Consider the following 13,959-nt stretch of genomic DNA (forward strand, 5'->3'; position numbering starts at 1 on the left):
AAAAAAAGACAGGCACTATTTTTGAATAGTGCCCCTCTCTCTCCATTTGATATATCCAGAAATGATCTGATAAAAACAGATAATATAAGTTGCTAGAAAAATTATTGATAAAGTAAATACCCACTCTCTTTCTTGAATGAGAAAGATTGAAAGAGGGATTAGAATTAATACTGTCATAAATGCATTAAACAAATCTATGTGTTCCCTTTTTTTGAAGATAACAGAAATTAAACTTCTAACCAATATTAAAGATATGAAAATAGTAAAAAAAATATTATCCAAAAAAACACTCCTTAACATTATTTTCTAGTTTATTATACTCCAATTGTAAAAGCAATTAAATCAGAACGTATGCTCTGATTCTAGAGGTGGTCACAATGGAATCTGATGTAATTAATGTATTGGGTAATTCGGCTACCTTTATGGAAGGTGGCTTATTTTTTTGTGTTGATTAAAGTAATTACTGCTACAATCAAACAAAGCTTCAATCATTGGTCTGTTTAGAACTTCGACCACTGATTGTTAATTGAATGATCAGGACATGAGTGACCATCTAAATTGATTGACCTCTTGCGGTGCGGTTGACGGACGGTTATCCGTGATAAAACAACCCGATTCACACAAACTCACTCAGGTTTCCCTCATGTTGTGAATTTAGATATCTTCAATTATTCCGTAATTTTACGCATCTTTTTTCTTTTAAACTCGTCTTGATAGATGAGACTAAAAATGGAGGATGTACAATATGATAACTATTAAACACTTATCCCATCATTTTGTAATGGGAAAGAAAGGGGAAACAAAACTCCCTGTATTACATGACCTTTCTTTTTCCGTCAACAAGGGGGAGGTCGTTTCAATTATTGGACGAAGCGGGTCCGGTAAATCGACGTTACTTAACTTAATTAGTGGCTTTATTCATCCAACTTCAGGAGAAATTACTATTAACGGCACTGATGTTACTGGTTTTTCAGAAGCGGAATTTGCCGATTTCCGTTTAAATCAAATTGGCTTTATCTTTCAAAATTTTCAATTGATTCCAAGTATGACCGCCTATCAAAATATTGAATTACCACTCATTTTGAAAGGGATCAATGAAAATGAACGAAAAAAAATAACTGAACAAACATTGGAGCGTGTCGGGTTAAGTCAATACCCAAACCACTACCCTGGTGAGTTGTCAGGCGGACAACAGCAGCGTGTAAGTATTGCCCGTGCACTTGTATTGAACCCTCCGATCATTCTAGCAGACGAACCAACTGGGAGCTTGGATAGCGAAACAGAAGCCAGTTTACTAGAATTTATTCGACAACTTAACCAAGATCTCAATATCACCTTTCTTATTATTACACATGATCAAGAAGTTGCTCGTATTGGTTCAAGGACGCTTGAGATTCAAGATGGTCATTTAATCAAAGGGGGCAATAGTCGATGAATTTCAAAGATAAATGGCGCTTCGTTCAACAAAATTTAAAGAAAAATAGAGTGCGGATTTTTATGACTGTATTAGCTACTGCTATGGGGACAACATTTCTGATTGTTCTTGCATCAGTAGGGTTTGGTCTTCACGACACTTTATTGAAAGATATTATGGAGCAAGATAATTTAAATGAAGTATCGATATATGGTTATGAAAATGAAAAGGGTGAGCATCAATATATTACCGATCAACACATTGAGCATTTTGAATCACTAAACAATGTTAAAACCGTCAGACGTATGAATTACCTTGGGCAGGCACCCAATTACCAGGTTGATAACTTTGAAGCAACAGCAGAAACAAGAAGTGTTTACTTTCCAGCAGAACAACAAGCTGGTATGGCTTTAGCGGAAGGGACCTTTCCCACTCAAGCTAACCAAGTTGTCGTTGGTTATCATTTTGCTGACGAGCTAATTCCTCAAGACGTTGATTATGATGATCTTTATACTGATGATGAAGTAAGAAAAGAAGAAACCCTCTTTTCAGAAAATATTATAGGTAAAACCCTAACATTTGATATAGAGAAGTTTGATGAAAATGACGATGTAGAAACAACAACATTTGAAGTTGAAGTGGTCGGCATTGTTGAAGAGCCTGTTCAACGGGGGTGGGACGATTCAAATGTATACATCACTGACATGCTTTTAAATGAGATTGCAGCTTTTACAGGAACTCATACCGGAAGTCCGTATCCTGTTGATGATATTGAGGATACACCGACAGAGAAAAGTTATGATAATGTTTACCTTCATACACATACATTAGAGCAAGTTCAAGATTTAACGACCCAATTAACTGATGAAGGCTATTATACCTATTCAGTCGCTACCGAAATGAAACAATTGAATATGCTATTCACCATCGCAAAAGCGGGGCTTATTTTCATTGGGACTATCGCTATTCTTATTGCATCAATTGGCATTTACAATACCATGACGATGGCGGTCACAGAACGTGCTCCAGATATCGGTATTATGAAAGCCATTGGAGCTAACCCAAGAACAATTAAGCAAATCTTTCTATTAGAAAGTAGTTATATCGGACTTTTAGGTGCTTTAATTGGCACTGCTGTTGCTTATTTAATCAGTTTTGCCGTTAACTTAGGATTACCTCTTATTCTAGAGGCTGTCTTTGAAGAGGAATTGCCCGAAGGCTTTCAGTTCTCAAGTATCCCTCTACGTTTATTGTTTGTTGCTGTAGCTATTTGTTTAATTGTTACCATCATTTCTGGTTCTCGACCAGCCAAAAAAGCAACACAAATCGATGTATTACAAGCAATGAAACGTGAAATTTAACTTATTTGTTTCGATAATTGTTGGTAGATTATTAAGACGATATTTGTAGAAAATAAAACGATGACTAAAACCGAAAATAATTCACCATTTATCGGAGCAGGATAGCTGCTCCGATCTTTCGGTTATATGATAAATAGATTTGGTGAATAGAAACGTAACGAAACTATCTTTAATGATACTTAAACTCATAGTCGATCTATTTTAAAGTAAATAAATGAACCTTCAGTCAGTAGATGTTTTCGTTTTCCTACCATTTGTTAGTTAATCAGGCCGTTAGCTTCTGTTTAGATAGGCGTTCTCCACTCTCTATGCTGAGATAAATCGTCTACGGACGGCTATCTGTGATAACTTTTCTGTCCCATCTCCATTAAATCTGTTTGCTATTCCAACCCGAAAAAACTTCTTTTGTTTATCCGAGCTATTATACCTACACCTAGTACTTGCCCTATGCTTTTATACCTATAAAGAGAGGCTTTTATTATTGGCTTTAAAACAAAAGCCACCCTTCTTATTTCCTGTTTTTTAGTTTCTTGCATTTTATTGTAAAGAAATGCTTAACAATGATTGGACTTACCGTTAAACTAATTAAAGAAACGAAAACGAATAGATATAGGCGAACGAGGGTGAAAATCATGATCAAAAAATATTTTTTAACCATAAGTTTATCTTTGATATTGGTATTAGGAGGGTGTATGGCGATGAATGAAAATAACAGTAGTAATGAAGAAACGGGCGATTACACCACAGGTGATGCCTTTGATGATCGATATGTCAGTGTCAATGACTACACCGGTGAAGGCTATGACCTTGTCAATGGCGAGAAGATGGATGTGATTGCTAATGAGAAATTTGCAGAAATCGAAGAAGCGATGAAGGCCTTTTTTCTTGAAGAATATAAAATAGATGTGATTGTCCATAACGTCGTTGGTAACGTGGACGGGGCAACCGTGTTTGTCGAATCGGTCGGAGAGCCTCACTTCCACACCTATGCGATGATCGGGATTGATAGGCAAGATGAGGAAATCATACCGGATAGTATTTGGACACAGTCGAGTCAAGTCGAGCAAAGTTTATTTGGCGGTTTACTAGCGATGATCATGGATGAGGAGTTCGCGGTACTGGATGATTTTGTTGAAGAGCTTGCCGATAAACATCCCATAGTAGGCTGGCGTCAAGAAGCGATCAACAATGTCGGGTCAACAGGCTATACGACGCCCTATTACTTTATCCAACCGATGACTTTACGAGATGAAATGGAAGAAATCAATGACCTATACTTTAAAAATCCTAACATTAGTGCTGACGAGCTTAAAAGTGTGTTTGATAAAGACGCATACAACGCCAACTATTTAAGGATTTCAATACAAGTTTATATGGACGAAGCAGACAGTCAACCAATTGAAGCCCTTTTTGATGAAATCGTCCAAGAATTTAAAGCATTAGAGGGTTTACCAAGGGGAAACTATTCGATTTCTTTACATGATAATTATGTGAATAAATTATCTGCTAGTGGAAATCAAGATAATTCATTGAACACAAGAGATCTTATCAAGGAATAGAGGAGTAAAACCAGCGGCGGTAAAAATGAATTCAGAAATAGATCAAACACAAACAACAGATGCCGAACTAATCGAATTAGCAGGCTTACACGTGTATTTAGAACCTAAATTTGAGTCGATTATAGAGATTGATGATAAGACTTTTGAAGTTGTGAACGACAATTTCAACAAAGTAAAAAGCGGCATGGATGCGATGACCGTCCAAAATGTCGCATCCGGTGAGTATCATGTGGTGTATATGGGAACCAATGCTCATGGTGAATATGGCATGGCTGATATTAAAACAGATATTCACTTACTAACTGAGGCCACCCCACAACAACTAAAAGATGCAACATTACGAAGATATGGAAAAAGATTTTGGTGAGATTACATCAGTCAGTGGTAATTCACTTGGCGGAGCGTTAGCCAATTACGTCGGCGTTGAATATAACCATGTCCGTTCAGTCACATTAAATCCAGCCATGCTACCAGCGAGCGCTCTGGATGTGGAAAAACAATATGACAACATTACAAATTATATTAGTGAATACGATCTGTTAAACCTTAGTCAAGACGCTATTGGCATGGGGAATCAAGTTCCTGGTCTCAAATATACCATTTATAACGGGGTTCCTTCCATAGCAGGTATTGGTTTTAATCATACCGGATATAGACGAGAGGATAGTATGCATACCCCTTATGTCACCATTGGCAGGAAGGGGGAACCCGGTTATGGCAAGATCTATGTTGATGCCCATCACCATATCGTATCAAGTATTTGGACTGGCCAGCCTTTATATGGCGGACGATCAGAGCGGATTGATTTAAATGTAGAAACGCTTCAAATGCTTAGTGAGTCGATTGAAACATCTGTATTAGAACGATTAGGTTTGGCACAAACGTATATCGGACACACTGTTGAGATCATTAATCACGAAAGTGAGGCTTACGAGAGCCGTCTGAATACAGTTCGCGAGGCATTTCAAGAAGCGTTCGAAGACATCATAGATGATGGACTATTAAGAGGCATTCGATTTGCAAATAGTGTATTTAAGCTGATGATTCAAAAACTACATGCTCTTTTAGATACAATCGAAAGAACCAGTCAGGTATTAAATGGTTTACTTAACTCCCCTCCCGCAGCACTTATCGAATTTATTATAAATAAACCGATTGATGCAGAAAGTTTGGTTTCAGAAATCAGAGGCAGCCTTGAAGAATTAGAAGAAACATTAGATGAATTTGCCCTTGCTGTGGAAGATACAGTCTATAATACAATTGAAGACATCTTTAAAGCTGGACAAGAAAAATTTCATGACGTCGTTGTTGGAGAATTGGAAGCTCATTTTGAACACGTGGAGAGCAACTATCAGCGTATGAATGCACAGGTAGAAGAATTTGGTACACAAGTAGGGCAAGTCGCCAACGCCTTTAAGACAATAGACCAGCGTGTGGCACATGCAATTACTGATCAATTAGCTATAGGTGACATTGATCCCATGACATCAACAACTGACTTTACAATGGAGGACTCCCCCTACTTACTCGAATTCATGAAGTTTAAAGAGCAATACTTAGATCTAACACTAGATGCTTTTAAAGGAACAAGCTCTGCCATTTTGTTCCCGATCGCCATGACTTTAATAAATAAAGTGACGCTTATAGAGATTGCAGGTAAAGCATTAGTTGGTTTAGTTAAGGGGGGCAATTACCTTTCTTTATATGGTAATCCCATCACCCTCGTACTTAGTCTGTTTACAGACTATGATGATCGAGTTAAGGAACAAGTAAATGCATTCCTTCATCCTGTTGAAGAAATGAACGAAACGGTCGAAGGCATTCGGACAGGCCTACAAAAATTTATGGAAAACTATCCTACTGTCATTGATAATTTACGACCCTACATAGATTCTGCACTATTTAACAACACCGGCTATTATAATATACATATTTATAACACGGCAGCAACGTCTATCTTAAAAGACATGCAGTTATTGTTTGACGATATTGTTTTCCAATTATCTGACCATGAAGCAGAAGCGATTACCTCCTTATATGACGTCTCGTCAAATGTTAAACAGAATATGAGTATTATTGAAGAGCAGACTGCGCGAGCCGCAACGTGGTAAAAATCTTCATGGCTAACCGCCCATAAAACGCTCACCTCAAAATAGAGCGTAAAACAAATTTATTTAGCCGTAAGCTAACGGGCGCTCATGTCTTGATTTACATAACGACCACACAAGGGACGGAGGCTAACGAACGCCCACCAACTAATTAAAGTTTTGTTTTATGAGTAAAGTAAAAGACTGATCCATTATAACCCCTTCCTGGCAAAGGGTTTTACTGAATCAGTCTTTTCTTTATTTACTTATTTCTTTTTGGCTGCTTTTTCTCGTTCATTCTTGTTTAAGATCTTTTTACGTAAACGAATCGATTCTGGTGTGACTTCACAATATTCATCGTCGTTTAAATACTCAATCGCTTCTTCTAATGACATTTGACGTGTTTTACGAATCGTTGACGTTTGATCTTTCGTTGCTGAACGTACATTCGTTAAATGTTTTTCTTTCGTAATATTAACGGTTAAATCATTATCACGATTATGTTCACCTACAATCATTCCTGCATAAACCTCTGTACCCGGCTCAACAAAAATGATTCCTCGATCCTCAAGATTCATAATACCATAGGTCGATGCTTTACCATTTTCCAAGGCAACAAGTACACCTTGACGGCGTCCGCCAACTTGACCTTCAACAACAGGTTCATAGCTATCAAAGGTGTGGTTAATAATCCCATAACCACGCGTCTGTGTCATAAATTCGGTAGAATAGCCAATTAACCCACGAGAAGGGACCTTAAATTCCAAACGAACTTGCCCGTTACCTTGGTTAATCATATCCAGCATTTCGCCTTTACGTGAACCTAGTGACTCCATTACCGATCCCGTATGATCTTCTGGCACATCAACTTGAACACGTTCCATCGGCTCACATTTCACACCATCAATCTCTTTAATAATAACTTGGGGTTTAGACAATTGTAATTCGTAACCTTCACGGCGCATATTTTCAACTAAAATAGACAGGTGCAGTTCTCCACGCCCTGAAACAACCCAAGCATCTGGTGAATCGGTTGGATCAACACGTAAACTGACATCTGTTTCAAGCTGCATCATTAAACGCTCTTCGATTCTTCGCGACGTAATATATTTACCTTCTTTACCTGCAAACGGACTGTTATTGACAACAAACGTCATCTGTAAAGTAGGTTCATCAATATGCAAAATAGGAAGCGCTTCTAAATGGTCAACCGGACAGACTGTTTCACCAACATTGATATCTTCAAGACCCGCTAAAGCAATAATATCTCCAGCATTCGCCTCTTCAATTTCAATTCGTTTTAATCCTAAGAAACCAAACATTTTACTAACACGAAAGTTCTTCGTTTGACCGTCTTTCTTAATTAAAGTCACTTGCTGTCCAACTTTAATGCTACCTCGAGAGACACGACCAATCCCTATCCGACCTAAATAGTCGTTATAATCAAGTAAAGTAATTTGAAATTGCAAAGGGTCCGCTTGGTTATTAGCTGGAGCGGGAATATGACTCATTATGGTTTGGAATACAGCTTCCATTGACTCAACTTGTTGATCTGGTTCTTCACCTGATGTGCCATTCAACGCCGAAGCATAAACAACGGGAAACTCTAGCTGTGCGTCATCAGCACCCAACTCAATAAATAAATCTAATACTTCATCCACAACATGTTCAGGTCGAGCATTTGGTCGATCAATCTTATTTAATACAACCACCGGTGTCAATTTTTGTTCAAGCGCTTTTTTTAACACAAAGCGCGTTTGTGGCATACATCCTTCGTATGCATCAACAACCAGCAATACACCATCAACCATTCGAAGAATACGCTCAACCTCTCCGCCGAAATCAGCATGGCCTGGTGTATCAAGAATATTAATACGTGTATCATTATAATTAATCGCAGTATTTTTTGCTAAAATCGTAATCCCACGTTCTCTTTCAATATCATTTGAGTCCATTGCGCGATCATCGACTTGTTCGTTATCACGAAATGTCCCTGAATAACGAAGCAACTGATCGACTAAGGTTGTTTTCCCATGATCAACGTGGGCAATAATAGCAATGTTACGAATATCTTCTCTTAATTGCATCCTTCTACATCTCCTCTTTTATAGCAAACGTCCAAATAACACTGTAACTGGGCAATTATATCATAGTTAATCAATCAAAGTATATATTTTTCGATAAAAAACTGCATGATTAATCCTCATTTGACTAAATCACACACATTTAGTATTTAAAATTAGCTTTGATGGCATTTTTAACATAGCCTGTCTTGCTTTACCTCTACTTAAGCCAGTACAGCAGTATTGAAAAAACGATATTTTTATTATTCACAAAATAAAGCATTACATTCTGTGCAAAAGCGAATAGAGCGCGTGGTGAACTCCCAATCGCCTCATCATATATAGACAAGCTAAGAAAGTTAAACCTCATCTAATCAAATGAAGTTTTTATTATAACACAAAAAACGAAGCACTAACTGATCTAGGTCAGTGCTCCTCCTGTTATTTTCTTTTATAGAGATAGAGCGTCAATGGGCCGAAAATAATAACCATTCTGCAAAAAATGAGCAACCTAACCCCTATAATAAGTATTATCAGTTGTGGCATTGGTCATGATCATTCATCACTCTACTTTAACCGGAAATCGCACTACATAATTATCTCTTTTTGTATTGACCTTCAATTACTCTTTTCCAGCAAACAGGCTTGATCGTAAATATTGTTTGGTTTTTGCTAGAAATTAATCAAGTAGAAGCCCATCATGGTTCACCCCATTTCCATTATCAACATGCTCTAAGGTTGATTTGTTGGTAACAACGACTTACAATATATTCAAAGAATAAATTAAGGAGAACACTATGATTATATCCTCAGATAAAGATATTCATGGACTAAAGGAAGCTGGAAAAATCATTTCTGATATTCGTGACCATATGATTTCTTATACTAAGCCCGGTATCACAACAAAAGAATTAGACCATCTCGCAGAGCGTTTATTTAAAAAATACGGTGCGGCATCCGCCCCAATCCTGACATATAACTTTCCCGGTTATACCTGTATTTCTGTCAATGAAGAAGTTGCCCATGGCATTCCTGGTGACCGCGTTATTCAAGAAGGCGACCTCGTTAACATTGATGTATCTGGAGCATACAAAGGCTACTTTGTTGATACTGGCCGTTCAATCGTGGTTGGTAAAGGTGAACAAAAATTGATTGATCTGCTAAAAGCGATGGATCAAGTCTTTGACGCTGGTCTCGCACAATTTAAAGCTGGAGCCAAAATGAATCGTGTTGGTCATGCAGTTCATGACACCGCTCGTAAATTAGGCTACAAAGTTATTAAAAACCTGACTGGCCACGGCGTAGGCTCGTCGTTACGTGACGCACCAGAACATATTTACAACTTCTACCTTCCATGGGACAATGCTTTAATGGAAAACGGTTTAGTCGTAGCCTTTGAACCCTTTGTCTCCATCATTGATGAAGAAATTATTGAGCTAGATGATGAATGGACGTTCGTTGGTAAACGAGGTGGTTATGTTGCACAAAAAGAAGAGACCATTATTATTACGAAAGAGGAACCGATTATTGTAACGTAAAATGACGTTGGTGAGAATTTTTGCCGGCAATTTTATAGATGAATTTCACAGATATTCAAGTCGGATTATGCTGCTTGAATGTTTGATTGGTTAGGTGCATTTTGGGCTGCTTTCGATTCAATAGATCTTAACTGAATTTGAATGTCTATCTACACGTAAATTCATACGGGTTCGGTCAGGAAGTGATGAGACTCCGGCAGGAATAGTACGAGCTGAAGATCCACTCATGTGCGCGTTTGGTGCGCACATGAGTTAGCTGAAGCCGTGCCTGCGGAAAGCGAATCACTGGATGACCGAACCCATTTCTATTTTTAGAGAAATAGAAAAGACGTTAGCGAAAGTCTATCCCCATTTCACAAACATATAAAATGGGGAATTCCCTTCACCAACGTCAAATAGTATACAACCTTTTTTTATTGTCCAACTAAGTGAACTATTCATTCTAGTCTTTACAACCCTAGTTATATCTTCTTCATGAGAAAAAAGATATTAACTTCCTAAGGGATATCCTTATATTGATATTCTCTTTCTCTTTTCTTTTGAATCCGATCCATCTTATTATAAGTTTTCAAAGGGGTTTTAATCATTTCCACTACCTAAAAAACAAAACATAAAGAATATTTATTATTCCAACAGTAATTGTAATTCCTCCAATAATCATGACGGTTAGAAACACTCTTCTCTGTTCCTTTTTCATATTGATTCTCTCCATTCTTCTATAATGTTATTACATTAATTAAAAGCATGCCTATAAAGTAGGCTACAGCCACAATCGTACTGCTTTTCTTATTAAATATTTCTTCAGTTTTATATAGCATAAAAAAATGAAAATAACTTTGATCAAAAGGGCTATTGGACAGAAGATGTTTAAACGCATTCATCTATATATGTTTAGGTTTTCTATATTAAAAATATATGTGCTCTACGAATGAATACGTTATATTTTAGAAGTTATATTACACTTTCTGTATTATATTTTAAGACTACCATCTATTTCAATAATTTTCAATGATAAAGATATTATAACCCATATATATTCCTTTTTTTACATTTTCATTTCTAACAGTTCTGTGAATAGCTGTCTGTTCGGTTATGCAATGTCTTGCACTTATCTACTAGCATCACCCCGCACCGGGTAAGGACGTCATCTTTTCCATCATTTATCTGCTTATAAAACCTTCGGCAAATTGGGCCTTGTTTTGTTTTGTTTTGTAAATCCATTCAGTTGCACCTAGCCCTGTATAAAACGAACCTTCAATCAATGGTCGCTTTCGTTCTTCTCCCACAGCTTTGTCGTTGAGTCAATCAGGCCATTAGCGTCCGTTAGCTCCCGCGAATAGATGCGCTCTGTTCTCTATTTTGAGGGGGAATGTTTAACAGACGGTTATCTGTGATAAACATTCTACCCTTGTTAGTAGATTTTTTGCGTCAACAGGTAGAACACATTTATAATAGCTAAAAAGGAGCCCTAAACATGCACTTAACTTTTCAGTTACGCACTTATACAGTTACATATAAAAACGACAGCTTTTCCTTGCTAAAAAAGGAATTTGAACTGCTACACTTTCTTTACCAGCACGATGGTCAAGTATTTACGCGGCAAGCTTTGCTTGATCAAGTTTGGACAGATGATTATCCAACTGATCGAACAGTTGACGATCATATTTATCGTATTCGCAAAAAAATTAAGAAGTGGCAGCATCACATAACCATAGATACTGTAAAAGGCTATGGTTATGTCCTTAACATTAAAGATACAGTGACCTTACCCAATACGCTACATAGCGATGAGGAGTTTAAGTACTTAACAACACAGCTTATGCGTAAGTTTCACCTTTACGGTCATGGCGAAGCACTAGAGACGCTTTTAGCAACAGACAGCTTTGGTATTGAAAAAAATGGTCAAATAATGATTCTCCCCTACATCTTGAAGGGTGATTTCCTTGGGTTGGTGCGCTCTAAAACCATCCCTTTTGATGTAAAACTCCTTTATTTACTGCATATGCATTTATGGTTAGCTAACAACCCTGTAAGCTCCTTCCGTTTTCTGAATAGAGCGCTCAATGATCGGCGATTTGCTAAAATTAATAAAGCAGAGGCAGAAACACTTGCCTATGTGACCTTTGCCATTATGGCAAAGAAATTCACCCAAGCAGAGCATCATATTAAAACACTAAAGATCGAACCTGATCATGGTTTTTACCCCTTTTCAAAGGTGAATGCACTCGTACTTATGATTTGCTTAAACCGTTCTGACTCCGCTCAGAAAATAATTGAAGACCTTGATTACTTTTTCAACAAGCGTGCGTATCAACGTGAGCTAGGTATCTTTTTTGTCGTGAAAGGGCTTTTTTTCATTCAAAGAAAACAAATGGGAGAGGGAAAAGACTATATTCGAGAAGGAATGCTAATACTGAAACAGTCACGCTTTGTCTCACATTTAATTATGACGGTGGATTTGGCGATTTTTTTACTAACACATTACATCGATGATCAAAGTCTACGTGATGAATTTAATAAACAGTGGGTAACATTATTAAGCACCTATCACCTTAACGAGGTTCATCAGTTAGTAACACATCAATTGGAAAAAAACTTATAATCGATCATTTGATCATGCTCTGACATAGGTTCGTTATCATAGCTTTAACTTCAAAAAGAAAGGAGTGAAAGCTATGAAAGATTCTATTTGGCAACATAGACTCTTTGTCCGGCTCTTTGCATCCTATGGCATATCCATGTTAGGAAGATGGTTTGACTACACAGCAATGATGGTCTTATTCGGTTACGTTTGGCAGGCTGAACCGCTTCTTATTGCAATGATTCCAGTTGCCTATGCCCTTCCCCATGCATTGTTAAGCCAATTTGCTGGTATACTTGCTGATCGATTTAATAAAATAAAGCTTATGTGCATCGCTGATCTACTTACTGCGGTCTTAACGCTCGTCTTAATACTAGCTCCAAATGTCTGGATAGCCTTAATCATTCTCGTGTCTAGGGCAACATTAACGGTCATTCACTTCCCTGCACAACAGGCTGCTGTTAAACATTTTGTTCCAAAGCAATGGGTTGGAAGAGCAGTCACCTTAAACGGAGCCGTTAACGAGCTCAGTAAAATAATTGGACCTATTCTTGGGGGCGTCTTTGCTGCCTCCTTTTCTCCACAATTTAGTATGTTCATTAATGCCATTGCCTATGGCGTATCTTCACTTATTGTTGTAACAATGATCAAGCATGAACCTAAAAGTGGATATAACAAAGCCCAATACTATTCATTTTGGTATGCTTGGAAAAGTAGCTGGGGAATACTACAACACAATCAGCGCTTAAAAATCAGTATGCTACTTGCATTATTGGGTATGAGCGCTATTCAAATGAGCGATGCCCAGATTACTGTCCTATTAAGAATGACCTTACCAGAAAGAGCAGATTTAATCGGTTGGATTATGGCCGCTTCTGGTGCTGGCGCATTGATCTCGATGCTAATTATTGATCGTTTAAATAAAATAGACCGGTATCGGGAATTTTTTTGGATATCGTTCTTTCTAATGGGAATGGGGTTTGGTGGACTTCGCTTTTCCACTGGCGTCATTTTCTTTCTTACTCTAGCATTTATAACGGGCTTAGGCGTAGGCATCTTTACCGTAACGATTGCCTATATGCTACAACGTGAAAGTACTGAACAGAACATTGGACGGCTCTCAGGCTTATTCAACTCACTATCTAATTTTGTCGTCCTGCTTGCCCCTATTGCTGGAGGCTTAATGGTGAGATGGACTAATATCTTTACTATTTTCATGATTGTAGCTGGCTTGTTGCTCTTGCTTAGCATCACAAGCGCATTAGTCTGTTATTTGGTACCAACTTTTCAAGAGGAAAAACAGGCAATTGAGTAAGAGGGAGTGATTAACTCCCTCTCACACTACCGTGCATAAAA

The 13,959-nt window shown here is 37.7% G+C and carries 9 protein-coding genes; 8 read left to right on the forward strand and 1 reads right to left on the reverse strand.

Going from position 1 to position 13,959, the window contains the following annotated elements; translation table 11 throughout:
• Positions 1-745 precede the first annotated feature (745 nt).
• The 5 genes from JOE23_RS15710 to JOE23_RS15730 all read left to right on the forward strand — a co-directional run bounded on the left by JOE23_RS15710 (position 746) and on the right by JOE23_RS15730 (position 6,445).
• Positions 746-1,435, forward strand: coding sequence for an ABC transporter ATP-binding protein (locus JOE23_RS15710; RefSeq protein WP_204439904.1), 690 nt, complete (start codon positions 746-748; stop codon positions 1,433-1,435).
• The gene (locus tag JOE23_RS15715) at positions 1,432-2,775 is read left to right on the forward strand and encodes an ABC transporter permease (protein ID WP_204439906.1); all 1,344 of its coding nucleotides are present in this window, start codon (positions 1,432-1,434) and stop codon (positions 2,773-2,775) included. The genes JOE23_RS15710 and JOE23_RS15715 overlap by 4 nt, the downstream gene beginning before the upstream one ends.
• A 698-nt stretch (positions 2,776-3,473) precedes the next feature.
• A complete protein-coding gene (locus tag JOE23_RS15720) occupies positions 3,474-4,334 on the forward strand; it encodes a DUF1672 family protein (protein ID WP_204439907.1) in 861 nt (286 codons plus the stop codon).
• Positions 4,335-4,359: 25 nt separating this feature from the next.
• The gene (locus tag JOE23_RS15725) at positions 4,360-4,701 is read left to right on the forward strand and encodes a hypothetical protein (RefSeq protein ID WP_204439909.1); all 342 of its coding nucleotides are present in this window, start codon (positions 4,360-4,362) and stop codon (positions 4,699-4,701) included.
• On the forward strand, positions 4,682-6,445 hold the full coding sequence (locus tag JOE23_RS15730; RefSeq protein WP_204439910.1) for an SA1320 family protein: 1,764 nt from the start codon (positions 4,682-4,684) through the stop codon (positions 6,443-6,445). Before JOE23_RS15725 ends, JOE23_RS15730 begins: the two co-directional genes overlap by 20 nt.
• A 242-nt stretch (positions 6,446-6,687) precedes the next feature.
• On the opposite strand, the gene typA is transcribed toward JOE23_RS15730, so the two are convergent.
• A complete protein-coding gene (typA, locus tag JOE23_RS15735; protein ID WP_204439912.1) occupies positions 6,688-8,508 on the reverse strand; it encodes a translational GTPase TypA in 1,821 nt (606 codons plus the stop codon).
• Positions 8,509-9,281: 773 nt separating this feature from the next.
• Here typA and map point away from each other — a divergent pair.
• The 3 genes from map (at position 9,282) to JOE23_RS15750 (ending at position 13,918) form a co-directional block, all read left to right on the forward strand.
• Positions 9,282-10,022, forward strand: coding sequence for a type I methionyl aminopeptidase (map, locus tag JOE23_RS15740; RefSeq protein WP_204439913.1), 741 nt, complete (start codon positions 9,282-9,284; stop codon positions 10,020-10,022).
• A 1,474-nt stretch (positions 10,023-11,496) separates the two neighbouring features.
• Positions 11,497-12,624 (forward strand): winged helix-turn-helix domain-containing protein, encoded by a 1,128-nt coding sequence (locus JOE23_RS15745; RefSeq protein ID WP_204439915.1) that lies wholly within the window; start codon positions 11,497-11,499, stop codon positions 12,622-12,624.
• Positions 12,625-12,697: 73 nt separating this feature from the next.
• A complete protein-coding gene (locus tag JOE23_RS15750; protein WP_204439916.1) occupies positions 12,698-13,918 on the forward strand; it encodes an MFS transporter in 1,221 nt (406 codons plus the stop codon).
• Positions 13,919-13,959 lie beyond the last annotated feature (41 nt).

Source organism: Amphibacillus cookii (genome assembly GCF_016908375.1).
Taxonomy (GTDB): Bacteria; Bacillota; Bacilli; order Bacillales; family Amphibacillaceae; genus Amphibacillus_C; species Amphibacillus_C cookii.

Coding starts and splice junctions, on each gene's coding strand:
- JOE23_RS15710 (WP_204439904.1), top strand. CDS start 746: ATGATAACTATTAAACACTTATCCCATCATTTTGTAATGGGAAAGAAA.
- JOE23_RS15715 (WP_204439906.1), top strand. CDS start 1,432: ATGAATTTCAAAGATAAATGGCGCTTCGTTCAACAAAATTTAAAGAAA.
- JOE23_RS15720 (WP_204439907.1), top strand. CDS start 3,474: ATGAATGAAAATAACAGTAGTAATGAAGAAACGGGCGATTACACCACA.
- JOE23_RS15725 (WP_204439909.1), top strand. CDS start 4,360: ATGAATTCAGAAATAGATCAAACACAAACAACAGATGCCGAACTAATC.
- JOE23_RS15730 (WP_204439910.1), top strand. CDS start 4,682: ATGGAAAAAGATTTTGGTGAGATTACATCAGTCAGTGGTAATTCACTT.
- typA (WP_204439912.1), bottom strand. CDS start 8,508: ATGCAATTAAGAGAAGATATTCGTAACATTGCTATTATTGCCCACGTT.
- map (WP_204439913.1), top strand. CDS start 9,282: ATGATTATATCCTCAGATAAAGATATTCATGGACTAAAGGAAGCTGGA.
- JOE23_RS15745 (WP_204439915.1), top strand. CDS start 11,497: ATGCACTTAACTTTTCAGTTACGCACTTATACAGTTACATATAAAAAC.
- JOE23_RS15750 (WP_204439916.1), top strand. CDS start 12,698: ATGAAAGATTCTATTTGGCAACATAGACTCTTTGTCCGGCTCTTTGCA.